Annotated in this window: 27 protein-coding genes and 1 other annotated feature; of the genes, 1 reads left to right on the top strand and 26 read right to left on the bottom strand. The window is 33.0% G+C overall.

The window, feature by feature from the left end:
• Nucleotides 1-13: 13 nt before the first annotated feature.
• Nucleotides 14-817, bottom strand: coding sequence for a 4-hydroxy-tetrahydrodipicolinate reductase (gene dapB, locus COI44_RS21840; RefSeq protein WP_098429771.1), 804 nt, complete (start codon nt 815-817; stop codon nt 14-16).
• Between the two features lies 1 nt (nt 818).
• A complete protein-coding gene (locus COI44_RS21835; RefSeq protein WP_098429770.1) occupies nt 819-1,148 on the bottom strand; it encodes a nucleotide pyrophosphohydrolase in 330 nt (109 codons plus the stop codon).
• A gap of 136 nt (nt 1,149-1,284) precedes the next feature.
• Here COI44_RS21835 and COI44_RS21830 point away from each other — a divergent pair, with 136 nt between their 5' ends.
• Nucleotides 1,285-2,157, top strand: a complete 873-nt coding sequence (locus COI44_RS21830; RefSeq protein ID WP_097978879.1) for a YitT family protein — start codon at nt 1,285-1,287, stop codon at nt 2,155-2,157.
• Between the two features lie 67 nt (nt 2,158-2,224).
• Here the strand turns inward: COI44_RS21830 and COI44_RS21825 are convergent, their stop codons facing one another.
• The 24 genes from COI44_RS21825 to COI44_RS21710 form a co-directional block, all read right to left on the bottom strand.
• On the bottom strand, nt 2,225-2,905 hold the full coding sequence (locus COI44_RS21825; protein ID WP_097978880.1) for a zinc metallopeptidase: 681 nt from the start codon (nt 2,903-2,905) through the stop codon (nt 2,225-2,227).
• A 58-nt stretch (nt 2,906-2,963) separates the two neighbouring features.
• Nucleotides 2,964-3,746, bottom strand: coding sequence for a sporulation protein YpjB (locus tag COI44_RS21820; protein WP_098429769.1), 783 nt, complete (start codon nt 3,744-3,746; stop codon nt 2,964-2,966).
• A 59-nt stretch (nt 3,747-3,805) separates the two neighbouring features.
• On the bottom strand, nt 3,806-4,390 hold the full coding sequence (locus COI44_RS21815) for a DUF1405 domain-containing protein (protein WP_098429768.1): 585 nt from the start codon (nt 4,388-4,390) through the stop codon (nt 3,806-3,808).
• Nucleotides 4,391-4,542: 152 nt separating this feature from the next.
• Nucleotides 4,543-5,319 (bottom strand): menaquinol-cytochrome c reductase cytochrome b/c subunit, encoded by a 777-nt coding sequence (locus COI44_RS21810; protein WP_056466650.1) that lies wholly within the window; start codon nt 5,317-5,319, stop codon nt 4,543-4,545.
• A gap of 63 nt (nt 5,320-5,382) precedes the next feature.
• Entirely contained in the window at nt 5,383-6,057 is a 675-nt protein-coding gene (gene qcrB / locus COI44_RS21805; RefSeq protein ID WP_056466653.1) for a menaquinol-cytochrome c reductase cytochrome b subunit, read from the bottom strand.
• Nucleotides 6,058-6,059: 2 nt separating this feature from the next.
• On the bottom strand, nt 6,060-6,563 hold the full coding sequence (locus tag COI44_RS21800; protein ID WP_097978883.1) for a QcrA and Rieske domain-containing protein: 504 nt from the start codon (nt 6,561-6,563) through the stop codon (nt 6,060-6,062).
• 143 nt (nt 6,564-6,706) lie between these two features.
• Nucleotides 6,707-7,156, bottom strand: a complete 450-nt coding sequence (locus COI44_RS21795) for a DUF2487 family protein (protein WP_098429767.1) — start codon at nt 7,154-7,156, stop codon at nt 6,707-6,709.
• 593 nt (nt 7,157-7,749) lie between these two features.
• Nucleotides 7,750-8,289, bottom strand: coding sequence for a ReoY family proteolytic degradation factor (locus COI44_RS21790; RefSeq protein ID WP_069031873.1), 540 nt, complete (start codon nt 8,287-8,289; stop codon nt 7,750-7,752).
• A 54-nt stretch (nt 8,290-8,343) separates the two neighbouring features.
• A complete protein-coding gene (locus tag COI44_RS21785) occupies nt 8,344-9,603 on the bottom strand; it encodes a tetratricopeptide repeat protein (RefSeq protein WP_098429766.1) in 1,260 nt (419 codons plus the stop codon).
• Between the two features lie 17 nt (nt 9,604-9,620).
• Nucleotides 9,621-10,904, bottom strand: coding sequence for a 3-phosphoshikimate 1-carboxyvinyltransferase (gene aroA, locus COI44_RS21780; protein ID WP_179887221.1), 1,284 nt, complete (start codon nt 10,902-10,904; stop codon nt 9,621-9,623).
• A gap of 196 nt (nt 10,905-11,100) precedes the next feature.
• Nucleotides 11,101-12,186, bottom strand: a complete 1,086-nt coding sequence (gene aroB / locus COI44_RS21775; RefSeq protein WP_098429764.1) for a 3-dehydroquinate synthase — start codon at nt 12,184-12,186, stop codon at nt 11,101-11,103.
• Nucleotides 12,186-13,355 carry a chorismate synthase gene (gene aroC, locus COI44_RS21770; RefSeq protein WP_098429763.1) on the bottom strand — a complete coding sequence of 390 codons (1,170 nt, stop codon included), beginning with the start codon at nt 13,353-13,355 and terminating at the stop codon, nt 12,186-12,188. Before aroC ends, aroB begins: the two co-directional genes overlap by 1 nt.
• A gap of 387 nt (nt 13,356-13,742) precedes the next feature.
• Entirely contained in the window at nt 13,743-14,825 is a 1,083-nt protein-coding gene (locus COI44_RS21765) for a bifunctional 3-deoxy-7-phosphoheptulonate synthase/chorismate mutase (protein WP_098429762.1), read from the bottom strand.
• 107 nt (nt 14,826-14,932) lie between these two features.
• Nucleotides 14,933-15,159 (bottom strand) — a binding site (T-box leader).
• Between the two features lie 231 nt (nt 15,160-15,390).
• Complete coding sequence (gene ndk / locus COI44_RS21760; RefSeq protein ID WP_098429761.1) at nt 15,391-15,837, bottom strand: nucleoside-diphosphate kinase; 447 nt, start codon at nt 15,835-15,837, stop codon at nt 15,391-15,393.
• A 224-nt stretch (nt 15,838-16,061) separates the two neighbouring features.
• Nucleotides 16,062-17,024 (bottom strand): heptaprenyl diphosphate synthase component II, encoded by a 963-nt coding sequence (gene hepT, locus COI44_RS21755; RefSeq protein ID WP_098429760.1) that lies wholly within the window; start codon nt 17,022-17,024, stop codon nt 16,062-16,064.
• 44 nt (nt 17,025-17,068) lie between these two features.
• Nucleotides 17,069-17,779, bottom strand: coding sequence for a demethylmenaquinone methyltransferase (locus COI44_RS21750; RefSeq protein WP_098429759.1), 711 nt, complete (start codon nt 17,777-17,779; stop codon nt 17,069-17,071).
• A 41-nt stretch (nt 17,780-17,820) separates the two neighbouring features.
• The gene (locus COI44_RS21745) at nt 17,821-18,492 is read right to left on the bottom strand and encodes a heptaprenyl diphosphate synthase component 1 (RefSeq protein ID WP_179887220.1); all 672 of its coding nucleotides are present in this window, start codon (nt 18,490-18,492) and stop codon (nt 17,821-17,823) included.
• 175 nt (nt 18,493-18,667) lie between these two features.
• Nucleotides 18,668-19,240: a GTP cyclohydrolase I FolE gene (gene folE, locus COI44_RS21740; protein ID WP_056466689.1), complete on the bottom strand. Its 573-nt coding sequence runs from the start codon at nt 19,238-19,240 to the stop codon at nt 18,668-18,670.
• 252 nt (nt 19,241-19,492) lie between these two features.
• Complete coding sequence (locus COI44_RS21735) at nt 19,493-19,765, bottom strand: HU family DNA-binding protein (protein WP_056466694.1); 273 nt, start codon at nt 19,763-19,765, stop codon at nt 19,493-19,495.
• A 461-nt stretch (nt 19,766-20,226) separates the two neighbouring features.
• The gene (gene spoIVA / locus COI44_RS21730) at nt 20,227-21,705 is read right to left on the bottom strand and encodes a stage IV sporulation protein A (RefSeq protein ID WP_098429757.1); all 1,479 of its coding nucleotides are present in this window, start codon (nt 21,703-21,705) and stop codon (nt 20,227-20,229) included.
• 196 nt (nt 21,706-21,901) lie between these two features.
• Entirely contained in the window at nt 21,902-22,618 is a 717-nt protein-coding gene (locus COI44_RS21725) for a hypothetical protein (protein ID WP_098429756.1), read from the bottom strand.
• A gap of 20 nt (nt 22,619-22,638) precedes the next feature.
• On the bottom strand, nt 22,639-22,836 hold the full coding sequence (locus COI44_RS21720; RefSeq protein WP_056466707.1) for a DUF2768 domain-containing protein: 198 nt from the start codon (nt 22,834-22,836) through the stop codon (nt 22,639-22,641).
• 441 nt (nt 22,837-23,277) lie between these two features.
• On the bottom strand, nt 23,278-23,547 hold the full coding sequence (locus COI44_RS21715) for a stage VI sporulation protein F (RefSeq protein WP_056466710.1): 270 nt from the start codon (nt 23,545-23,547) through the stop codon (nt 23,278-23,280).
• 162 nt (nt 23,548-23,709) lie between these two features.
• Complete coding sequence (locus COI44_RS21710) at nt 23,710-24,765, bottom strand: NAD(P)H-dependent glycerol-3-phosphate dehydrogenase (RefSeq protein ID WP_098429755.1); 1,056 nt, start codon at nt 24,763-24,765, stop codon at nt 23,710-23,712.
• Nucleotides 24,766-24,780 lie beyond the last annotated feature (15 nt).

Genomic DNA, 24,780 nt, shown 5'->3' with positions numbered 1-24,780 from the left:
CCTAACACCACCTTTAGTCCATTATATTTTCTAAACCGTAGACTAGCTCAGTAAGCTTCATTACTTCCTCAACGGCTACTTTAACTCCAGACATAAAAGAAGCTCGATTCATTGAATCATGTCGAATTGTTAATAGTTGACCATCTCCACCGAATAAAACTTGTTGATGTGCAACTAAACCAGGTAATCTCACGCTATGAACTCTCATTCCATTTAGTTCAGCACCTCTAGCTCCAGCTTCTGTTTCAACTTCATTTGGATGTCCTTGTACTTTAGCTTCACGAACTTCCTCAATCATTTGAACTGTTTTAAGAGCTGTACCTGAAGGCGCATCTAATTTTTGGTCATGATGTAGCTCAATGATTTCGATATCTTTAAAATATTTCGCTGCCATTGCAGAGAACTTCATCATTAATATAGCACCAATTGCAAAATTTGGCGCAATAATACAACCTAGCTCATTATTTGAAGCTAACTCTTTTAAATCATCAAGCTCCTCTTTTGTAAAACCAGTTGTACCAATTACAGGTCGAATACCATTTTTTAATGCTAAAAATGCATGTTTTTTTCCAACTTCAGGTGTTGTTAAATCAACTAGTACATCAAAACTTTCATTTTCAATACATTGCTCTAATGTTTCATATATTTTTGCTTCACCTTTGAAGCCGGGACTAACCTTTTGGATTTGTTCTCCACCTAATTTATAATCTACGGCAGCTACCAGGTGAAAATGCTCAGTTCGATCAATTAATTGTAAAGCTTCAATTCCCATTTTACCTCTTGGTCCTGCTAATACGACTCTAATTACTTTTACCATTTTAAACTTCCTTCCTTGTCCAACGATCTTTATCTCGAGTATTAAACTTCTTCATTACCATATCATGAGCTTCTTGTAGGTCTATATTTAGGCTATTTGCTAAACAAATCATAACAAATAATACATCACCTAATTCTTCTTCAATTAGCTTTTCTTCTTCAGTGCTTTTCTTAGGCTTTTCACCATAGGTATGATTAATTTCTCTAGCTAACTCACCCATTTCTTCAGTTAACCTAGCCATCATTGCTAAAGGACTAAAATACCCTTCTTTAAATTGACCTATATATGTATCGACTTCTTTTTGCATTTCATTCATCGTTTTTTCGTGCATACTAATATCAACTCCTCAATTAAATCTTATCGAATTGACTACTTTTTGACAAATTATATATTATTTTACTTGAAAAAAATACAAGATAAGATAAAAATAAGAGTTTAGGGTAATTTTTAAAGTATGGAGGAAGTATATGATTTTTAAATTGAAGTTACGCAATATCTTATTTATTATTTTAGGTTCTGCAATTTTTTCTTTTGGAATTATGAATATAAATATTCCAAACAATCTAGCTGAAGGTGGCTTTACGGGAATTAACTTAATTCTTTTAGCTGAACTAAATATTCCCGTTTGGATCTCAAACTTAGTCTTAAACGTCCCTTTATTTTTTATTGGTTGGAGATTACTTGGTACAGTGACAATGCTTTATACAATCATTGGTACTGTTGCAGTCTCATTTTTCTTAAAATTATTTGAGAAATTTACTTTCAATATAGATGTTCATGGCGATTTAATGTTAGCTTCATTATTTGCGGGTGTATTTATTGGTGTAGGTTTAGGAATTATTTTTAGATTTGGTGGAACTACTGGTGGTGTCGATATCATTGCTCGTTTAGCATATAAATACAAAGGTATTAATATGGGTAAAACGATGTTTATTTTTGACTTTGTTGTCATTACACTTTCACTTTTAACTTACTTAAAAGCATATGAAGCAATGTATACGCTAGTTGCAGTTTTCGTCGGAGCAAGAATTATTGATTTTATGCAAGAAGGTGCATACGCTGCTCGTGGAGCAAATATTATTTCTGAGAAAAATGATTTAATTGCCGCTCGAATTATGAAAGAAATGGAACGAGGCGCAACTTATTTAAAAGCAACAGGAACATTTACTGGAGAAAGCAAAGACGTATTATTTTGTGTCGTTCCTAAAAACGAATTAGTTCATTTAAAAAACATTATTCAGGATATCGATCCACACGCTTTTGTTGCCGTTACAGAGGTGCATGATGTACTAGGTGAAGGCTTTACATTAGATGAAAATAAAGTCCCTCTTCACCCTTAATTTTAACTGAAACAAAAAGAGGTTCTTGGCATTGATTGCCAGAACCTCTTTTTGTTTTATATTGATATTAATCATCACTACGTGTCATACCAGTATAAATTAAAATTAATCTTAATAATTCTGCTACGGCTACCGCTGCCGCTGCAACATAGGTCAATGCAGCTGCATTTAAAACACGTTTTGCATAAACATGCTCATTCGAATTGATAATACCTAAAGTTGTAATCTGTTTTAAAGCTCTACTTGAGGCATTAAATTCAACAGGAAGTGTAACAACTTGGAACAATACACCTAGTGCTAATAAAACAATCCCTATTAATAATGCACCTGATAGGCGAGAAAACATGCCAATTAAAATAAATATATAAGAAAAATTGGAACTGAAATTGGCAACAGGTACTAATGAATGACGGAATCTTAAAAAGCTATAGTCATTCGCATCTTGAATTGCATGTCCTACTTCATGGGCAGCAACTGCAGTACCCGCTACTGAATATCCATGATAATTTTCAGTTGATAATCTTACAACTTTTGCACGTGGATCATAATGGTCGGATAAATATCCTCGAGTTTCCTCTACTGCTACATTGTATAATCCATTTTCATTTAAAATTTTTCTCGCTACTTCTGCACCCGTTAAATGTGATGTAGAACCAACTTGAGAATACTTTTTAAAAGTTGATTTAACCTTCATTTGAGCATATAAAGGTACAAGCAACAAAATTAAAAAGTAAATTAGATAACTCATTGTAATTCCTCCAAGGAGTGTGATTTTACGATATTGTAATAACTTTTAGAGAAATTTGTCAATCATTATGTTCTCTTCTTTTTTTGTTCTTATTTCGATCACCTATATATTTTCTCCAACCAACATAACTTAATGTACCGACAATAATGATCCCTGTTGTAAATATTGTCCAAATAGAAACAGGCGGAATAATAGAATTACCTTGATCAAAAATGAATAATATTTCACTTTTTGTCTCATCCAACTTTTGTTGAAAAGCAGGTATAGATTCTTGGTTAATACGATAATCATCTAAAAACGAAACAAGTGAATTTATTTTTTTTACTTCATCATATGGAAGGTCCATGATAAGACTTGGATAAATAATCTCAAATTGATGTAAGAATTGATTTAATTGCGTTTCATATGCTTCAGAATTACCTCGTTTATATGCTGACTCCATATTCTCTAGTGGGGTCATAACAGACTTTTTCATTTCCTTCCACATCGGCTGCATAGTCGTTTCTCCAGCATCAATCAATAATCTCAATCCAAGTACATCGGCAACTTTTTCTTGTGGATCAATTGCATCATTTGTTAAAGATACAAGCGCATTTTGAAAAGTAACTGAAATGGTTTCTAACTCCTTTGGTGTGAAATCCTTATTCTTTTTTGCTAACGCCATATACTTAGATTCTAATTGTTCTAATAAATTTGCGCCATGAACATAATCGCCGTCTTGTACTAAAGAGAGCGATTGTTCAATTAGTGAAGTTTCTTGATCTATTTTAGCGTACCCTTTAACGGTATTAAATGAAAAGAAAATAAAAAAAACGCTTATCCCCGCAATTAATTTTTTCATCAAACCCCTCCCTCATAACTACTAATAATTATGAGAGAAAGGACAAGATTAGAACTTGTTCAAGTACGAGCTCTATTTTTTAAAATTAACTGGTAATAAGCGATTAAAATAACAAATATTGTTAACCAAAATGTAATTAAAGCAATCCAAATTCTGTAATCAGAAAGCATATAGTATTCTGGCATTGTTCCAAAAACATAGTCTAAAATTAGATCTTGTAAGATCCAAATACTTGCAACAGTCAAGTGCCATTTTTTAACTTTAAATGTCGGTGCATACAAAACAGCCTGGATTGCCATAGCCCCATGCGAAAAAATTAATAAGTATGCAACCGCATCAAGTCCACCTGATAAATAAAGAACCATTCCATTCATTAAAACTGCCCATATTCCATATTTCATCAAGCTTACATATGCTAGTGCCTCTATTAATCCATTCCGTTTATTTAGGATGAACAGTAGCAATACAATACAAAAAAATAATGATGCAGTTGGACTATCAGGTACAAATATTTTTAACCAACCAGGAGTAAAATCAAGTTGGGATTTATACCAATAGTATCCGTAGATTGTTCCAAGTACATTTATTATAAATAAAGCAATTAAGTTAGGTTTAAGCCGTAGCATACTGTAGAGTATGTTCACTATTTCACTTCATCTCACTTTCACTGAGGAGATTTTATAAATTTATAACACAAAGTTCACAATTTATATGTATCATCACATTTTTTACATGTTATTATTTCAGTATACAATACAACATGAAAAAAAGAGTCGAAAATTCGACTCTCTTTTAATTACTCTGTTTTACCTGCTTTTGAAACGAATTCAGCTAGCACTTTAAGTTCTGCGTCAGTACCTTTAAATACGCCAGATGGCATCGCTTTTCGACCGTTTCTTGCGATATGAGCGATTTCTTCAGGTTTTAAACCATTATTTTGAAGACTTGGAGCTGCTGCGCCACCTTCAAGATTATCGCCATGACAAGATACACAAGTATTTTTTTGCAATAGTTTATATGCTGGATCTTCTTTATTTAATTCAACAAAAGTACGGATTTTACCTTGTTCTTTTTGTTTTTTCCAGTCATGGTGAGCCGCAGCTTCCCATGTTAAATAAATTACACCAGATAAAGCTAATAACATAAATCCAGTAGCTAATGGACGTTTAATTGGTTTTCTATGTGGACTACGATCTAAGAATGGCGCTAATAATAAGCCACCAAATGCTAATCCAGGAATTACGAAAGCACCAATTACGTTATAGTCACCTGAAGCATAGCTATATTTTAAGAATTGATATAAGAATAAGAAATACCAGTCTGGTAATGGCGTATAGCCAGTATCAGTTGGGTCTGCAACCCTCTCAAGTGGAGATGGGTGTGCAATTGTTAATGTTAAGTATCCAATTAAGAAAACTGCTCCTACCATCCATTCTTTTAATAAGAAGTTTGGCCAGAATGCTTCAGTTTTACCAGGATATTCTGAATAATCCTTTGGTACATTAGGTTTACGACCTGCCATTGCAGGTACACGTGAGTCACCTACAAATTTCATTCCTTTACCGCGATGCATGTTCTCCCTCCTTTATTTCGACACACTTTAGTCATTTTTTACTAAAGCCCCATGCACTAAATCTTATAGTGGACCTGAAATACCTTGCTTACGAATAATTAAGAAATGGGCACCCATAAGAGCAAGTAAAGCACCAGGTAAGAAGAATACATGGATTGCGAAGAAACGAGTTAATGTTTGTGCACCGATGATTTCCGGATTACCTGCAATTAACGTTTTCACTTGCTTACCAATAAATGGTGTTTGTTCAGCAATTTGCAGACCTACTTTAGTCGCAAATAACGCTTTCATATCCCAAGGTAATAAATATCCTGTAAAGCCTAATCCAAGCATTACGAAGAAAATTAAAACTCCTACAACCCAGTTAAGTTCACGAGGCTTTTTATATGCGCCTTGGAAGAATACACGTAAAGTATGTAAAAACATCATAACAATTACTAAACTTGCACCCCAGTGATGCATACCACGAACGATTTGTCCGTATGCAACGTTGTTTTGTAAGTAATAAACTGATTCCCATGCATTTTTGATATCTGGAACATAGTACATTGTTAAGAACATTCCAGATAAAATTTGAATTACTGTAACGAAAAATGTTAATCCACCGAAGCAATATACGAATGCTGAAAAATGGTGTGCTGGATTAACGTGTTCTGGTACTTCATGATCAGCGATATCTCTCCAAAGAGGCGTAATTTCTAATCGCTCATCTACCCAGTCGTAAATTTTGTTAAGCACGATTATTTACCTCCTGTATTTGGTTGTAGTTTACCAAGATAGAAAGAATCACCTTTCACTTTTACCGCATAGTTGTCTAGTGGACCAAGCGGTGGTGTACCTTTAATGTTTTTACCATCCTTATGGTAACGACCGCCATGACATGGACAGAAGAATTGATTTGGAAAATCTTTATTGTCGTTCCAACCAACTGTACAGCCTAAATGCTTACAAGTAGGTGATAACGCAACGATGTCTCCATTTGAATTCTTGTACACCCATGCAATGTGTGACGCATCAGATTTAACCCAACCATCTACCTGCTTAACTTTAAAGTCAAAGCGTTTTGGGTCAGTCGTTAGATCTTTAACTAGTCCAACTTGCACCATTGCTCCAGCTTCTTCTTTTTGTAAAACTGGGTCAATGGCAAAACGAGCCAATGGCATTAGCATTCCTGCCGCCATAAAGCCGCCTACACCTGTTAAAGTGTAGTTTAAAAACTGGCGTCTTGAAACCTTTTCACTCATGAAAATTCCCCCCTCTATCACAAGTACTCCTGTACGGACAACAGCTATAATAATAAAACTAGGACACTTTCATAATATAATAACAAATTTAGAAGGTCAATAATATCCTAATAATAATCATAGTAATAATGTTGTTTTTATTTTTATCCCCATATTTTAGAAAATAATGCATTTATGTGAGATAATTGTTTATCTACTATTACGCGTTGTGATGATTCATCTAAGCTATTGATGTTTAAATTAGGTAACCAAATTAATGATTCATCCATTTCAGCTTCTAACTGTCTCCAATCAAAATCACATGTTAAATAAAAAACATGCTTAATCCCACTAGCTTTAAACTCTTCATTCCAAGCTTTTAATCGGCTTATTTTATTTGATTCTTCAGGTAAATAAGTAAATTCCGGTGCGATTACAACTCTGCCTTTATATGTACGTTCAAGTTCCGAAGTAAGTATTATTAGGTCCTCTCTTTGCTCAGCTAAACCAATATTTTCTTTTTTCAAAGAAACAGGACACAGTGGAATAATGATTGTATCGATGTATTCCAAATACTCAATAACTTGATTTAATTCATTAGTTGTCCATTTCATCAAAATTACCTCTTTCTATTAAAATAATTTATTTATAATTGTGAAATTTTTGTGAACAAATTTCTATTTTCCATTTAACCATACATTACTATTTTAAGAAAGAAAAAAAGCCCACTAATAAAGGATTTTTCAGTCAGCTGAAAGTGATCTGTATTCAATTAAAAAATCCCATAAACAGTTTACTGGTTAATAATAAATAATTGTGAAATTAGTTGTACTCCAATCCATTAATTTCTATGAGATTAATCAATAAGAATCTTTCTATTTTAAGTGACTTTTTTACTATTTTTTTTATATAAGTATTTTTTTACGAGTAATTTGCTAATCTTAAGTTTATATACCGTAAATTTTTAACTTTTAAAACTTGATTGAAACGCTCGACACCTGTTGGATTCAACGGAAGTCTAAAAACCTACAAGGAATGCATTTGATAAATAAGTTCATGAAAATGACCATACTTAAAAGAGAGGGTACTAAAATGGAAATTAACCCCACATATCTTATTTAACAATAAAATTTAATTGTGTTCAATTAGCAAATACCTTTTCAACAGTAAAAAAGCCCCCAAAATGAGGACTTTTTTCAGTTTTACATTAAGTTAATGAATTCAGTTGCTTAGTTAATTCTTGGAAAAGCTTTTTGTCTTGTTTATCTAGAGCCTCGTCAATCATTTTCATCAATCTGTCTTTTTGGAAATTAATAATAGAATCTGATAATAGCTTTTCAGCAATTACGCGGTCTTTTTCGTTACTATTTAAGTTTTTTGGTATGTGTGGGTTCTCTTCTAAAACTGAAACAAACATCGGATATTGAAAAGAAGATTTAAAATTGAGCTGGATATAAATATCCTCATCCCTATTTAGTCGAATATCGTGAAAAGATTTCTCTGCATCAGTCGTCATAACATTTTGTTTATAAAAATGAAATGGGACTTCTTTAACACAGTTTGTCGACATCACTAACCCGCGTGGACAATATTTAGACTGTTCTACGAAATGAACCTTTTTCATTAAATAATCATGGCTCATTAGGTAATTTAAAATCCAAACACATTCTCTTTGCTTTAACTGAAAATTACTTAGAAACCACTTAACAAAATCTTTCTTCTCATTCACAGATACAGGGGTTGCCATTATTAAATCCCTCCTCTGTCCTTAAAATTTGTCCCCTTTTCTGAATAAAGAAAACTACAGAATTTCATTTATTCTTTCAAGACGCTCTCTTACCTCTTCCTGTAGATACTCATCGTCTACAAGTTTACTGTAAACCTCTTTTGCTTCTTGTACTAAGCCTTCTTCAAACAATAGGTCTCCGTATTCCTTTAAGAAGGAAATTTCCTGGTTAAAGTCATTATATGCTAGACGATATTGATTTAATGCCAATTCATAATTTTCATTTCCATAATATGCTTTGCCTAAGTCCCAATTAAAATGAGGATCTGAAGCTCCATGCTCAATTGCTAGTTCAATTATACTAATTATGTCATCGAAATCTTCCTCTTCGAAAAGAATTCCGACTAGTAACTGAACTGCCTCAATTAGCGAAGGATCATAAATTAATGCTTCCTGTAAATGTTTTTTACTTGCAGCTAAATTCTTCATTTTACGAGCTAATTTTGCTGCTGATAAAAGGCATTCTACATTTGTTTCATCAACAAGTAAAGCTTTTTGTAATATATCATAACCTTCTTCAAATTGGCCTTCAAGGTCATGTGCTTTACTTAGCCATAAATGTGCTACCAAATATTCAGGATCAAAGAAGATTGCTTCTTCGAATACTGGAATAGAGGCTGCATAACGTTCAGCTTGAAATAGCGTAATACCATATCCTAATAGTGTATGGAAGTCCTTTACTTTCTGAATTCCTTTTTCATAATAGGAAATTGCATCTTCCCATTCACCTTCAGCACTTAAACATTCAGCAAGTCTTAAATCTTTATTTACTCCACTCACTTCAATTTCTTGATTAGTAAGTTTTTCGTAAAATGGAATTGCTTTTTTATAATCATATTTACTAAAATAATACTCCCCTAATGCAAAATCTACTACAGGTTCATTCGGTAAAATTCTTTTTGCTTCAAATAATTTTTGTTCAGCTACTTCATCAAGACCCTGAACTTGATATAGATCAGCCATTAATAAAAGTGCTTGTACTCGACTTTCACTATCATCCTTTATGGCAAGTAAAATTTCTAAAGCGTCGTCTTCTAAATCAAGATCCAACAATATTTCTGCATACATTATTTTAAGATCATCGTCGTCATCATATAAGTAAACTAAATCTTCAATGATATTTTTCGCATCTTCCACAAATCCTAATGATTGAAAAAGAAGTGCTGCTTCGTATTTTTCTTCATCGTTAGCAGTTTTTAAATTCTTTCTTAATAAATCTAATCCCTTTTCAGTATGACCGTTCTCTATTAACTGAACAGCTTCGTATAAACTCATTCTTACACCTCATATGACTACTTAATTAATTCATTTAATTGCTCTTTAAAGTTCGGAAAAGATACAGCTATACATTCTGTATTTTCAATAATTGTATCACCTTTAGCAAGTAATGCAGCAATTGAAAGCATCATTCCCATTCGATGATCTCCATGTGAATTTACATTAGCACCTATTAAAGAACTATTCCCTTGTATAATCATACCATCTTTTGTTGCTTCAATGCTTACACCAAGATTTGTAAGTTCTGTTACAACAGTCTGGATACGATCCGTTTCCTTTACTCTTAACTCTTCAGCATCCTTAATAATGGTCTCTCCATCTGCTAAAGCTGCTGCTAAGGCCAAGATTGGTAACTCATCGATACATGTAGGAATTTCAGCCCCACCGATTACAGTTGATTTTAAATTGGATGATTTCACTCGAATATTCGCAATTGGTTCTCCGTTGACAACTTTTTCATCCTCTAATGTTATATTAGCGCCCATTCTTTCTAAAACAGTTAATATCCCTGTTCTAGTAGGGTTTACCCCTACATTTTTTAACAATATTTCGCTATTAGGAATAATCGAACCTGCTACTAAGAAAAATGCAGCTGATGAAATGTCGCCTGGTACAATAACATCTGTTGCAGTTAATTCTTGGTTTCCATGAATCGAGACTTTGTTTCCATCTACTACTAACTCACAACCAAAGGCCTTTAGCATTCTTTCAGTATGGTCACGAGATTTTTCTGGTTCAGTCACAGTCGTTGTACCTTTTGCGAATAAACCAGCTAATAAAATTGAAGATTTAACTTGTGCACTTGAAACAGGAGAAGCATAAGAAATACTATTCAGTGAACCTCCTCTAATAGAAATAGGTGTATATGTAGCGTCTTCACGTCCATCTATAGAAGTTCCCATCATTTTTAAAGGTTTTGTCACTCGTTTCATTGGTCTTTTACCAATAGATTCATCACCAATAATAACTGAATGGAAAGGTAAACCACTTAATATTCCCATCATTAATCTTGCTGTTGTTCCCGAATTTCCTACATCAAGTACTTCATGTGCCTCTTTTAGTCCTTCAATTCCTTTACCATAAACAACTACTTCATCTTCTGATACTTCGATTTGTACACCTAATTTTCTAAAACACGCAATCGTACTTAAACAATCTTCACCTAATAGAAAGTTAGTAATCCTTGTAGTCCCTTTCGCTAATGATCCAAACATAATTGCTCTATGAGATATTGATTTATCTCCTGGAATTGTCACATCACCAACTAATCGGATTTTTTCTAACTGGGAATTTCTCATCATAGTCACCTTATCTAACCTTTCTATATGTATTTACATTCCATTTTTTATTAAATCAAACCTTTTTTTTCTCCGAAATTCTATTCGACGAATTGTCCTATGTTTTTCATTTCCAATGATTAAGTTAGCCTAATTTAGAAAAAGAAAATGATATTTTGATTTAACATTTGATCAAAACACCATTTTCAGGTAAGTATTATGAAATTATTTGTTTTAAAAAACGATCTAAATTTTCTTTTATAAAGTCTTCCTCTAATTCACAAATCACTGGATTTCCAAAACTTTTTAAAATAATATATTTTATTTTCAAATCGATATTTTTCTTATCTTGTTTCATTAGATTGATAATTGGTTCTAATTCTAAGTTTAAATAAACAGGATAATTCAATCGATTATACCAATTTAATATCTCATTAAATTTTAAGTCAACCTGAAAGAATTGTTCACTTAAATAGATTGAAAATAGTGTTCCAAATGCAATTGCCTCACCATGAGTTGTCTTAGCATAACCTAAATAAGCTTCGATTGCATGCCCAAGTGTATGGCCTAAGTTTAAAAATGCTCTTTCGCCAGTTTCTCTTTCGTCCTTGGATACAATTTCATTTTTTACACTTATTCCCATTGTCACACATTTTTCAACTAACTCATCATCTAACTCTTCAAGTGAAAGAATATGATCCATTAACCAATTCAAATTGTCGTTAGAAGAAATCATAGCTTCCTTACTAATTTCAGCAAAACCTGATCTCCATTCCTCTATTGGCAAAGTAGTTAAAAAGCTTAATTCATACAATACTAATTCCGGTTGATAAAATGCACCAACTATATTTTTAGCTTTTGGTAGGTTTATAGCTACTTTACCACCTATTGAACTATCGTGGGCTAGTAAAGTAGTAGGTAATTGGATAAAACGAATACCACGCATATAAGTAGCAGCAACAAATCCTGCTAAATCACCAACTACTCCCCCACCTAAAGCAATTATTAAACTATTACGATCTAATTGGACATCAAAACAATAGGTTAAACAATTTTCGTATATTGCAAAACTCTTACTTTTTTCGCCATGTGGAATGATAAAGTGTTCAACTTTATTTGTTTTACTACAATTTAGTAGTACTTTTTCTAAATAAAGTGGAGCAACTTGATCATCTGTAATGATTAGTATTTTGGAAACTTTAGGCACTAAGCTGTCCAACTTTGACTGCAGTTCACTCAATACTCCAAACCCTATACAAACATCGTATTGTTTAGAGCTTGTATTTACAGTTATCAAATTCATTAGAAATTCCTCGCATACTCACGGAAATCTTCAATATTACGTTTTAAACGCTCAAGTTGATCGGATTCAAATTGTTCAATAATTGCTTTTGCAACTTCCCAAGCAACAATATGCTCTGCTACGACACTTGCTGCAGGAACAGCACAGCTATCAGAACGTTCGATACTTGCTTCATAAACTTCCTTTGTTTCAATATCAACGCTCTTTAACGGCTTGTAAAGCGTTGGGATAGGCTTCATTACTGCTCGAACAACAATTGGCATACCAGTTGTCATACCGCCCTCAAAACCGCCAGCACGGTTCGATAATCGGTAGTAGCCTTGTTCTTCTGAATAGGCAATCTCATCATGAACTTCACTCCCTGGTAAGGAGCCAGCTTCAAACCCGATGCCGAATTCTACACCTTTAAAGGCATTAATGCTTACGATTGCACCTGCAATTTTTGAATCTAGCTTTCTGTCATAATGAACGTAGCTACCAACACCAGCTGGCATACCTTCAACAACAACTTCTACAATCCCACCAACTGAATCTCCTTTTTGTTTTGCATCATCAATTAATGATTTCATATTTTCTGTAGCTTCAGCGTCTATACATCTTACTTCTGAGTTTTCAGCTCTATTATGTAAGTCTTCTACATTTTTAAAGTCTAGACTTTTTGCTTTAACTCCACCAATTTCAATAACATGGCTTGCAATTGTGATTCCTAGCTCACTCAACAATTTTTTTGCCACAGCTCCAGCTGCAACACGTACAGTCGTTTCACGAGCTGAAGATCGCTCTAAAACATTCCGTACATCTCTAAAACCATATTTTATAGCTCCATTTAAATCGGCATGCCCTGGTCGTGGCTTTGTAATGCTTCTTTTTCCTTCGTATTCTAGATTGTCCAAAGGTTCAGGCCCCATAATATTAGTCCAATGTTTAAAGTCGTTATTTTCAACAACTAATGCGATAGGAGAGCCTAATGTATAACCATGTCGAACACCGCTAGTAATTTGAGCAGTATCCTTTTCTATTTGCATTCTTCGCCCTCTTCCATATCCACCTTGACGTCTACGAAGTTCAACATTTATTTCTTCTGCTAAAATTGGTAAGCCTGCTGGAACGCCTTCAATAATTGTAGTTAATTGTGGACCATGTGATTCACCAGCTGTTAAATAACGCATGTCAACACCTTCTCTTTATGTAAGTTTAAAATTATTTAGTTACTACTATAGCACAACCTATTCTGAATTTAATATAAAAAGAGAGCCATATCCGGGCACTTTTTTGATTTTTTTGCAAAAAAATGAATTATTCAGTAGAAAAACTTAATTTTTTAGCATTTGATTGTGCAATCATTTTATCAATATTTCAAAACAAGAATAAATGATTAGATGAGCCTCCTCAGGACAGCTTTACTGCCCCGAGATTTCATCCAAAACTTGAATTCTTTTCTTATTTTAAGTTGTTATTAGTTTTTATCATTTCCAATTATTTTTCGTCATGAACTATTCTCACTGCTAAGGCATTTGAGTCTCCGATTAAACCTGTACCATTAATGATAATTTTACTTATGATTGAAGCTTTGCACGGAAGTCTTTTAACTCAAACATGAATTCTTCAAATTGTGGTATATTCATTTGTTGAGCTGAATCTGATAAAGCAACTGCTGGATCAGGGTGTACTTCTGCCATTACTGCATCTGCTCCAATTGCTAATGCTGCTTTTGCTGCCGGTAATAGTAAGTCTTTGCGACCTGTAGAATGTGTTACATCGACAACAACTGGTAAATGTGTTTCTTTCTTTAGAATCGGTACAGCTGAGATATCTAATGTATTTCGTGTAGCTTTCTCATACGTACGAATACCTCTTTCACATAAAATAATTTGGTCATTGCCTTGCGAAATAATGTATTCTGCTGCATTTATAAATTCTTCAATTGTTGCTGAAAGTCCACGTTTTAATAATACAGGTTTATTTATTTGACCAACTGTTCTAAGTAAATCAAAGTTTTGCATATTGCGTGCACCGACTTGAATAACATCAACATATTCTAAAGCTCTTTCAACATCATTCGGATTTAGTATTTCACTAATTACTGCTAAATCAAATTCATTTGCCACTTCTCTTAAAATTTGTAGTCCTTCGTATCCAAGTCCTTGGAAATCATATGGAGATGTTCTTGGTTTAAATGCACCGCCTCGCATCATAGTTAAACCTTGTTGCTTCATAGCTTGTGCTACTGCACGTACTTGTTCGTAGCTTTCGACCGCGCATGGGCCCATAATAAATGATTGAGAGCCGTCACCAAGTATTTCATTTTTTACTTTAACAATCGTGTTATCAGGTTTTTTCTTTCTTGAAACTAAAAGAGCTTTTCTGTGATCATCCTCTTGTAACTCTAAGCTTGCTTGGAAGATCGTTTTGAAAATATGTTGTAAAGTTGAAGTTTCAAATGGACCTTCATTTACATTTGCAATCATATCTAAAACTTCACGCTCACGAACTGGATCGAAACGCTTAATACCATGTTTAATCTTTTGTTGACCTATTTCTTGAACAACTTTTCCGCGCTCGTTTAATAATTCAACGATTTTTAAATTAATCTCATCAACCTTATCACGTAAATTTATTAACTCATTATTTGTACTCATTTCCTTTTCCTCCTTAAAATTTAAAAATTCAATTATCCAACACCTCTTCTTTTCATCAAGAAGTAGTCATGTAAAAAATAAAAACAAAAAGTCCCTACTGAATAAACAGTAGGGACGAATTATTTAATCGCGGTACCACCCTAGTTGTGAACAAAAACACTGTTCACCACCTTCAATTTGTTAACGATCAAAATGACCGTTTCTATTTCATTAAATGAAATAGAAATTGCTCCAAGAATGAAATTTCGGCATATTTTATGTACTGACTCGCAGCTTTCGTCAGCTCTCTTAAACAGGGAAGTTATGCTTACTGTGTCCTTATCAACGCAATCTATTTAATTTTCAAAAGATTCATTAAAAACTTATTATTGATGATTATAAAGCAGATTAAAAGAGGCTGTCAATGTATTATTTTTTTACAATTTGTAACTTTTTCACTATTTTACTTACTCATAACGATTCTACTTAAGTTTATAAACATTTATACACAGGTCTTGATTTTAAATAATTTCTAAAATAAAAAAAGCCAGCAATTATGCTGACTTCTTTGTGTAAAACTATTTTATTAGTATACCCACTCTTTAATAAGCTTAGAGTATTCAACTAATTCATTTTGATTGAAGAAAATTCCGATTTCACGTTCCGCACTAGCAGGTGAATCTGAACCATGAATAATGTTTTTACCTACAGTTGCAGCATACTCACCACGGATTGTTCCTGGTGCTGAATCTTTTGGGTTTGTTGCTCCCATCATTTGACGAGCGGTAGCGATTACATTTTCGCCTTCCCAAACCATAGCGAATACTGGGCTTGAAGTGATGAATTCTACTAATTCACCAAAGAAAGGACGTTCTTTGTGCTCAGCATAGTGAGTTTCAGCTTGTTCTTTACTCACTTGCATTAATTTAGCTCCAACTAATTGGAAACCTTTTTTTTCGAAACGTGAAACGATTTCACCAATTAAGTTACGTTGTACACCATCAGGTTTTACCATTAAATAAGTTCTTTCCATTATGCTCTACCTCACTTGATCTCAATTATGTATAAACAACACAGTAGAATAGTAACATCAATTTATAAAATTATCAATAGTTTAAAATCTTGTTATATTATAAAAATTGAAATCGCTTCCAGATAATTGATTAATTTTTATCAATATAACTGAATAACAGGAATTCTATACGTACCTAAAAGCCAAAAGAGGCAGTTGTAAATGCACTAGCATTTTCCCCGCCTCTAGTTTTTTCGATTTCCAATATTTTTAGCAATTAATATTAACATTTCCTTTGCTTCACTATTAGGAAGGCTATTAATACTGTTTATAGATTTTTGTAAATATGCTTCACTAACTTTTCTTGCTGCTTTAATATATGTACTTTTACGAATTTGATTTATAAGAGGTTTAACAGATTCCGGATCGACTCCTTCATAAACGGATTCAATTTTCTCCTTCAAAGCTAAATCATTCATCGCAAACAAAACAGGTAATGTAATATTCCCTTGAATTAAGTCGCTACCTGATGGTTTCCCTAATTCCTTTTCAGAAGCCGTAAAATCAAGAATATCGTCCATAATTTGAAAGGACATACCTAAATAGTATCCGTAATCTTTTAAACACTTTTGAAAAGCTGGAGAGGCTCCTGATGCAATTGCACCAATTTCACAACTCGCTGAAATTAAAAGTGCAGTTTTTCGTTTAATTCTTCTTAAATAACATTTTAAATTTTGGTCAAAATTATATTTATCTTTTATTTGTTCAATCTCACCTAAACAAATCTCTAAAATAGTCTCAGATAATTTTTGATGGGCCAATGGGATTTCGATTTCTGACATACATTCCAATGCTTTTGCAAATAAAAAATCCCCTGCATACATAGCAACACGATCATTGTAAGTTGAATTGATTGTCGGTTTACCTCTTCGTAAACTAGCTTCATCAATTACATCATCATGAACTAATGATGCCATATGTATGATTTCCAAAGTAGCTGCTACATTTTTAATCGATTGAAGGTTATATTGTCCAAATTTAGCACTAAGCAGTACAAAAACAGGTCTAATTCTTTTACCACCAGATTCAAGCAACTGTACAGATGCATTTTTCAAAATTGGCTGTGTAGAATTGACTACTTTATGAAGCGTGCTTTCAATCTCATTAATGTCCTTCTTTAAATAAGAATATTTCCATTTAACCTTCATTCCGTTCACCTTACTATTCATCCCATTTTCTCGCTTTTTTGTAACTAGTTTTTTGGTTTAACACCTAAATGCATTGCTGCTACACCAAAAGTATAAGGTTTAATTTTTATTTTTTCTAACCCTGCTTTTTTGAAAAGATTTGCAAGTTCATTCATTCCTGGAAACGTGCTTGCACTTTCTTGTAACCAAGAATATTCTTTAAAGCTTTTAGCAAATAATTTCCCAAATATCGGCATGATATATTTAAAATACGCTTTATACACATGTCTAATACCAAATGCAGTCGGTTGTGATGTTTCTAAACACACAACAATACCTCCAGGCTTTACGACTCTTGTCATTTCCTTCAACACTTGATAATAATCTGGAACATTTCTTAAACCAAATCCAATTGTAACAACATCAAAATAGTTGTCCTCAAATGGTAACTCCATTGCATTTCCATGAATTAATTTTACTTGGTCTAAATGCATATTTTTAACTTTTTCTTCACCGATTGATAGCATATTTTTACTAAAGTCTAATCCTACTACTTCTCCATCTTTTCCAACTGTATTTGCTAGTGCAATTGTCCATTCACCAGTACCACAGCATACATCAAGCGCTTTCATACCTTTTTGAACATTCATAATTTTCATAGTTTGTTTGCGCCAAGCAATATGTCGTCTAAAACTAATAATACCATTCATTGTATCATATTTATTGTAAATCTTTTCAAACACGTCATGTACGCGTTCTTCTTTTGATTGAGTCATATAAACCCCCACTAAACTAATTACGATTACTTCTATGTAGATTAATTTTGTAATTGTATTATTTTTGATAATTCTTCTTTTGTTTTAGCTAAATCAACACTCCCCATAATTCTTTGAAATTGCGAAATAAAATCAGAGCAGTTTTCAACTGATAATTGTTCGAATTCTTTTTTCAGTCTTGACATTAAACATTCTTGCTCAATATGCTTTATTGATTCTTCAGCTGTTATAAATTTTGCAAAATGTACTAGTATAGTTGATTCGATTACAGTTATACAGTTGAAAAGGTCTTCTAAAGAACTAAATTGTTCGTGAACTAGATTGATCTTCTCTTCATTCATTTCTTTAACAGCAAATGAAAGTTCTCGTATTAATCCAATTTCCCCAGTTTTAGATAGAGCATTGTAATATAGTCCACTATATAAGTCCCCTTCTAAAACGGTTAATTGTTTCTTTTCACGATCCATTGGTGTACTTTCAAACGTGGAAACCTTTTCGTGTGTATCTAATGCAATTTGATGAATCATCAAGGCTTTACAGTAATGTACAATTTTATCACTCGTAAAATTGTGTTCTTTTAATAAATTTATTAATAAAGTAACCTTTACATCATCAATGCTCGGTGCTTGAAGATGTTGATTTAAATATGGGTGTCTAATCGTATGTAAGATTTGAGTGATTACTTCATTTTTTAACTCGTGAATACTATTCATTATTTCCATCCATTCCATTTATAACTGATTTTTTCATTATACCATAAGTACTTTAGATGGTATAAGTTGATTGCTCAATCAACCTGCATTATTTATAAATGAATATTTTAAAAAAAGCAGGACTTCCGGCTTTTTAGACTGCCTATCAAACGCCCTGCTTTTTGATTATTTGATTCTATTTAGTTGAATGAATCATTGCAAGAATTTCATTTCTTCCTTGCACATCCTCTTTAAGTGAGCCACGCACAGCAGTCGTAACAGTTTTTGAGCCTGGTTTTCTTACTCCACGCATAGACATACACATATGTTCTGCTTCTACAACTACCATTGCTCCGTGTGGTTGTAGTACTTCCATGATTGCATCAACTACTGAGGCAGTAATACGCTCTTGCAACTGCGGTCTTTTAGCTACTGTTTCTACAGTACGTGCTAATTTACTTAAACCAGTTACCCTACCATTTCTAGGTATGTAGGCTACATGAGCAACTCCGTAAAAAGGTAATAGATGATGCTCGCACATTGAATGGAATGGAATATCTTTTACAAGTACTAATTCTTCATGATCTTCACCAAATACTTTATGTAAATGAGCTTTTTCATCTTGGCGCATACCAGAGAATACTTCAGCATACATTTTCGCAACTCGTTTTGGCGTTTCGTAAATTCCTTCTCTATTTGGATCATCACCGATAGCTTCAAGAATTAGACGAACCGCTTGTTCAATTTTTTCTAAATTAACTTCATTCATTAATTGATCCCCCATGCTAAAAAAAATTCTAATATTCACTATCAGATTCGTTTTATTTTAACATAATTCTTTTTTTATAGGCAAAAAAAAGAAGGATACTTTCTTTTTCCTTACTTTTAGACCACCTTAACTGAACGCTTTCATTGTCCAAAATTAATTATTGATCCCAAAAATATAAGACTTTTTGGACTTTTTTAGCAAAAAAAGAAGGATGCTTTTTTAGCATCCTTCTTTTTCGCTTAAATTATGTAATTATTTTACTGCATCCTTAAGCGCTTTACCAGGTTTGAAAGCTGGAACTTTACTAGCTGCGATTTCGATTTCCTCGCCAGTTTGTGGATTACGTCCTTTACGAGCTGCACGCTCACGAACTTCAAAGTTACCAAATCCGATTAATTGTACTTTATCCCCGTTTTGTAACGCACCAAGAATTGATTCGAATACAGCGTCTACTGCTAAAGTAGCTTGTTTTTTAGTTAATTCACCAGCTTCAGCAACTGCATTGATTAAATCTGTTTTGTTCATGTCTTTCACCTCCTCCCAAAATTTTAGAAATGTTTCTTAATTTCATTTGTGACCAAAATTTTAAATTTTATACAACAAATTCCAATTAATTTCTTTGTCATGCCTTATATTATACGATTCTACGGCTTTTTTCAATATGTTTTATAAGAAAATGTTGGAATTACTCGAAAACAGGTGGTGATTTTTCTGAAAAGTTCATTTTTCGACTTCAATTTTCTTATAAGTACTTCTAAAAGTACGATGATTACTGAATTAATCAGCATTTTTTTAATTTTTTTGATGATTTTTAATAAATTTATTTTTGTTGATTTTTGTCGAATGATATTTATTTTCTCTTACTAATTTTCTGTGATTTTTTTTAAAATTTCATTTCACCAGATAAAATATGACTTTTAGATTTTAAAAAATTAATCTTAACACAAAAAAAATCAGATGGTTTTTACCACCTGATTAATTATTGATTAAAGGATAATTGCAATTAAGCCGCCACTTCCTTCGTTAATAATTCTTTCTAAAGTTTCCTTTAGTTTATATCTTGCATTTTCAGGCATTAAAGAAAGTTTCGCTTGGATGCCTTCACGTACGATTGAACTTAATGAACGTCCAAATATATCTGAGTTCCAAATTGATAATGGATTATCTTCAAAATCTTGCATTAAGTATTTAACAAGTTCTTCACTTTGTTTTTCAGTTCCGATGATTGGTTCAAACGTTGACTCAACATCAACTTTAATCATATGGATAGAAGGTGCTACTGCTTTTAATTTGACACCAAATCTTGAACCATGGCGTATAATTTCTGGCTCATCTAAGCTCATATCTAAAAGTGAAGGTGCAGCAACCCCGTATCCTGTTTGTTTCACCATTTTTAAGGCATCTGCTACTTGATCATACTCTTGTTTTGCATGAGCGAAATCTTGCATTAATTCTAATAGATGATCTTTACCACGAATTTCTACTCCCACTACTTCTTTTAAGACTTGATCATATAACTCATCTGGTGCAGATAAATCAATTTCTGCAACCCCTTGCCCCATATCTATTCCAGCAAGTTGTGCATGTTCAATAAATTCATAATCACTAAATTGGCCAACTACATAATCTACATCTCTTAATCGCTTTATATCTTTAACTGTTTCTTGAATTGCTTCTTGGTAGCTTTGGCGTAGCCAGTGATTTTCTTTTAAAACTAATACCCAGCTAGGTAGGTTTACGTTCACTTCAAGGACTGGGAATTCGTATAAAGCTTCGCGAAGTACGTTCATTACATCTCCTTCGCGCATTGCTTCAACACTTAATGCGATGACAGGAATATCGTACTTTTCAGATAGTTCTTGTCTAAGTGCCTCTGTATTAGGATGATATGGCTGAGAAGAGTTGATCACCATAATGAAAGGCTTTCCAACTTCTTTTAATTCAGCAACTACTCGTTCCTCTGCTTCGATATAATCGTATCTAGCAATTTCTCCAATTGTACCATCAGTTGTTACAACAACTCCAATTGTTGAATGCTCTTGAATAACTTTTCTTGTACCGATTTCTGCTGCTTCATTAAATGGAATCGGTTCTTCATACCAAGGAGTGCTAATCATTCTAGGACCATTTTCATCCTCATATCCTTTAGCCCCTGGCACACTATAACCAACGCAATCTACTAATCGAATATTTACATCTAACCCATCCGCTACATGAATTTTTACTCCTTGATTCGGAACGAATTTTGGTTCAGTAGTCATTATTGTTTTACCTGCAGCGCTTTGAGGTAATTCATCATGTGCTCTAGCACGATCAGCTTCATTTTGAATATTAGGGATTACAACAGCTTCCATAAAGCGTTTAATAAATGTTGATTTACCAGTACGCACAGCACCTACAACACCTAAGTAGATATCTCCTCCTGTGCGCTCGGCAATGTCTTTAAAAATATCTATCTTTTCCATGTGTTCCCCTCCCGATTTATCAATACATGGGAATAATTGACTTGAAGTAGTATACCTATGACAATATCATTCTATGATGTTGTCCTAGTGAGTTATGACAAGATTTTTTATTTTTTCTTTTTATTCACTTGGGATCAAATAAAAGAATCCTTCGATAAAATGTATTCTTTTATCAAAGGATTATGATTTATATTATTTATTTTTGTTCTAAAAACACAGGTTGTCCATCTTTAATCGTATATGGAAGTGAGTATGCAGGCACGATTGGTGAGTCTTTTACTAAGATAGAACGAATATCTTCACCGAACTTATAATTTTTCGCTTCTTTGATTTTTGCATATAAATCAGTTGAATAGTCAACATAAAACTCCCCATCATTCCCCATGATGATTGGTAAGTTCTTATTGCTATAAGGACTGACTACAAAAGGTTCTTCCTTGAAACCCATCTTTTTATAGTTTAATAGAAAAACACCATTAGCCAATGTTTTCTTGATTGGTGGGTAAGTATGTTTATCTTTATAAACTTGTACTCTTAATGAAACATCTCTTAGTTTTTCTACAATTCTAAGATCGACTAATTTAACAGTCGGATTCTTCTCTGCATCTACTAATACGTACTGAAAGATACCACCATTTTCATAAGAATTACCAGGTGCATCACTTAAATAGCCAGGTGTTAGTTTTGTAAAATCAATTGGATATTTAATATAAATAGGTGTATTCATATCCTTGTTTTTTATAGGTAACATTCCTGAATTGTTTTCCTTAAATTTATTAACTGCAGTTTGAACAGATTGCAATTGATCATCATATGGTACTTGATTTTGTGCAAGTTTATCTTGTGGATATAAACAGCCACTTAATAGACTTATAACAAAGCACATTAGAATGGAAAGAAATAGCTTTTTCATGTTAGTCCCCTTTATTCTCATTAACTAGGCCAGCTTAATACGATATATGTAATTAAAATCCCCGAAATAATTAAAGACATATATGCAATGAAGGCTGTAATCATTTTTAAAAATTTTATTTTTATTTTGTTTCTACTCAAGAAAATTAAAAATAATGATAAAAGCATTAATCCGATTCCTACAAAAGAAATAATTTCATTAATATGTGCCGCGTTCATTATGTTCCCCCTATGTATTTTCTACCATTATTATAGTATCAAAATAATCACATGATTTGAATTAAAATCTTTTTAATCCTATTAAGACATTATCGACTTATTTAATGCCTACGTATACTTGTCTGCTATAAATTTATTTCCTACTTCATAAAAAAACATTAGAACATATTCACTAGTTACAACCTTAACAAACACCATCAAAATGCCTCCTTGATAAAATCCAACCAAGGAGGATTCGGGGCCATTCACATATTTAAAAGAACAAAATAAAAAGAAAGAAAAAGTAAAAATATACTCCTTCTTTCTTCGAAGCAAACTGGGGCAATTGCTTCGTAATCATCCTCGACTAACACCCACCAGAATACATCCGGTATAAGTCATTCTATAGTATGCGAAAATGTATGATTATGCACTAAATACATCGCTGAAGAATAAGCCCAATTATTTTTGTTTAAACATATTTGTTAATGATTGAAAATCTAATGGCATATTATTTGTAACAATTGCTTGAACGATTTTGTCTTCTTTTTCCTTAGAAACTTGACGACCTGTCATCAATGCAATTTGACGAACTAGTTTTCTAACAGTTGCTTCATCTTTAAAGTTTGCATCTTTTACTGAATCAGCGACTTTAAAAATATCTGATTTGCTTACATTAGCTTTCTTTTCAATTTTATCGAAGAAACCATTTGGATTATTATTAGTCACCATTCAAACCTCCTTCTTTTCTATACAACATATGCTATGCAAAAAAAGAGAAATGGTGAAACGCCTATTTTAGTCCAAAAAAGAAAAAGCACTAAAACTAAGTTTTAATGCTTTCAGTCTGAAAAATCAAGTTTTTATAATTTGTATCTATTTAAATAAAATTAATTACTCAGTAAGATCGCTTATATAATTTGAAGTACTTTCACCCTCATGTTTTTTTACACGAGACATAAGTGCATCAACTGCTAATTTTGGATTTTTATTTTCAAATAATACTGCGTGTAATTCATTAACAATCGGCATTTCTACATTTACTTGTTTTGCTAATTGATATGCAGCCTTTGTCGTGCGAACTCCTTCAACGACCATACCCATATTATCTAATACTTCGTCTAAAGATTTGCCTTCCCCTAATAAATTACCAGCTCTCCAGTTACGGCTATGAACACTCGTACAAGTTACGATTAAGTCGCCCATTCCAGTTAAACCAGCAAAAGTTTGAGTATTAGCTCCCATAGCCTTACCTAAACGAATTATTTCTGCAAGTCCTCGTGTCATTAACGCAGCCTTCGCGTTGTCGCCATATCCAAGTCCGTCAGTAATTCCAGCGGCAAGTGCGATAATATTCTTTAATGCTCCACCAATTTCTACACCAATTACATCTTCGTTTGTGTATACACGGAAATAACCATTTGAGAATAATTCTTGAACAATTTCCGCATCTTCCATATTTTTAGATGCCGATGTTACAGTCGTTGGGTGTCTTAAAGCAACTTCTTCAGCATGACTTGGACCTGATAATACAACTACTGATTTTAAGAATTTCGAATCAATTTCTTCAGAGATCATTTCTGAAACACGCTTAGATGTGTCTGGCTCAATCCCTTTACTTGCATGGATTATTGTAACCTCGTTCGTTAATTCATTATTTAATTGTTGGCAAACTTCTCTTATTGCTTTAGTTGGAACAACAAGCAAAATATAGTTAGCTCCATTAATAGCTTCCTTTAAATTGACTGATGCCTTTAAATTTTGGGGTAAATTAATTTCTGGCAAGTATCTTTTATTAGTATGCTGTTCATTTATTTCATTTATTTGTTCGGATTTGTTTCCCCATAAAGTAACCGCATGCCCATTATCTGATAAAACCATGGCTAAAGCAGTTCCCCAACTGCCTGCACCTAAAACAGCGATTTTTTCCAAATCAACACTCCCCTTCATAAAGAATCCATATTT

The sequence above is a fragment of the Bacillus sp. AFS088145 genome, assembly GCF_002564465.1.
Classification (GTDB): Bacteria; Bacillota; Bacilli; order Bacillales; family Bacillaceae_G; genus Gottfriedia.
The sequence above is the reverse complement of the archived record's forward strand: the minus strand, read 5'-3'. Positions and strand labels throughout refer to the sequence as shown.

Excerpts from the sequence above, each read along its gene's own strand:
- COI44_RS21735 (WP_056466694.1), bottom strand. The coding sequence starts at position 19,765 with ATGAACAAAACAGATTTAATCAATGCAGTTGCTGAAGCTGGTGAATTA.
- COI44_RS21715 (WP_056466710.1), bottom strand. The coding sequence starts at position 23,547 with ATGGTGACTAATAATAATCCAAATGGTTTCTTCGATAAAATTGAAAAG.
- COI44_RS21810 (WP_056466650.1), bottom strand. The coding sequence starts at position 5,319 with ATGCATCGCGGTAAAGGAATGAAATTTGTAGGTGACTCACGTGTACCT.
- folE (WP_056466689.1), bottom strand. The coding sequence starts at position 19,240 with ATGAATGAAGTTAATTTAGAAAAAATTGAACAAGCGGTTCGTCTAATT.
- COI44_RS21790 (WP_069031873.1), bottom strand. The coding sequence starts at position 8,289 with ATGGCAACCCCTGTATCTGTGAATGAGAAGAAAGATTTTGTTAAGTGG.
- COI44_RS21785 (WP_098429766.1), bottom strand. The coding sequence starts at position 9,603 with ATGAGTTTATACGAAGCTGTTCAGTTAATAGAGAACGGTCATACTGAA.
- COI44_RS21830 (WP_097978879.1), top strand. The coding sequence starts at position 1,285 with ATGATTTTTAAATTGAAGTTACGCAATATCTTATTTATTATTTTAGGT.
- COI44_RS21745 (WP_179887220.1), bottom strand. The coding sequence starts at position 18,492 with ATGAATAGTATTCACGAGTTAAAAAATGAAGTAATCACTCAAATCTTA.
- aroC (WP_098429763.1), bottom strand. The coding sequence starts at position 13,355 with ATGCGTTATTTAACAGCTGGTGAATCACATGGTCCACAATTAACTACA.
- COI44_RS21825 (WP_097978880.1), bottom strand. The coding sequence starts at position 2,905 with ATGAGTTATCTAATTTACTTTTTAATTTTGTTGCTTGTACCTTTATAT.
- COI44_RS21725 (WP_098429756.1), bottom strand. The coding sequence starts at position 22,618 with ATGAAAAAGCTATTTCTTTCCATTCTAATGTGCTTTGTTATAAGTCTA.
- ndk (WP_098429761.1), bottom strand. The coding sequence starts at position 15,837 with ATGGAAAGAACTTATTTAATGGTAAAACCTGATGGTGTACAACGTAAC.
- COI44_RS21765 (WP_098429762.1), bottom strand. The coding sequence starts at position 14,825 with ATGAGTACAAATAATGAGTTAATAAATTTACGTGATAAGGTTGATGAG.
- dapB (WP_098429771.1), bottom strand. The coding sequence starts at position 817 with ATGGTAAAAGTAATTAGAGTCGTATTAGCAGGACCAAGAGGTAAAATG.
- COI44_RS21750 (WP_098429759.1), bottom strand. The coding sequence starts at position 17,779 with ATGACTCAATCAAAAGAAGAACGCGTACATGACGTGTTTGAAAAGATT.
- aroB (WP_098429764.1), bottom strand. The coding sequence starts at position 12,186 with ATGAATTTGATAACTGTAAATACAAGCTCTAAACAATACGATGTTTGT.
- hepT (WP_098429760.1), bottom strand. The coding sequence starts at position 17,024 with ATGAAGGTTAAATGGAAATATTCTTATTTAAAGAAGGACATTAATGAG.
- aroA (WP_179887221.1), bottom strand. The coding sequence starts at position 10,904 with ATGAGAAATTCCCAGTTAGAAAAAATCCGATTAGTTGGTGATGTGACA.
- COI44_RS21720 (WP_056466707.1), bottom strand. The coding sequence starts at position 22,836 with ATGAACGCGGCACATATTAATGAAATTATTTCTTTTGTAGGAATCGGA.
- COI44_RS21795 (WP_098429767.1), bottom strand. The coding sequence starts at position 7,156 with ATGAAATGGACAACTAATGAATTAAATCAAGTTATTGAGTATTTGGAA.
- COI44_RS21800 (WP_097978883.1), bottom strand. The coding sequence starts at position 6,563 with ATGAGTGAAAAGGTTTCAAGACGCCAGTTTTTAAACTACACTTTAACA.
- COI44_RS21835 (WP_098429770.1), bottom strand. The coding sequence starts at position 1,148 with ATGCACGAAAAAACGATGAATGAAATGCAAAAAGAAGTCGATACATAT.
- COI44_RS21820 (WP_098429769.1), bottom strand. The coding sequence starts at position 3,746 with ATGAAAAAATTAATTGCGGGGATAAGCGTTTTTTTTATTTTCTTTTCA.
- COI44_RS21710 (WP_098429755.1), bottom strand. The coding sequence starts at position 24,765 with ATGAAGGGGAGTGTTGATTTGGAAAAAATCGCTGTTTTAGGTGCAGGC.
- spoIVA (WP_098429757.1), bottom strand. The coding sequence starts at position 21,705 with ATGGAAAAGATAGATATTTTTAAAGACATTGCCGAGCGCACAGGAGGA.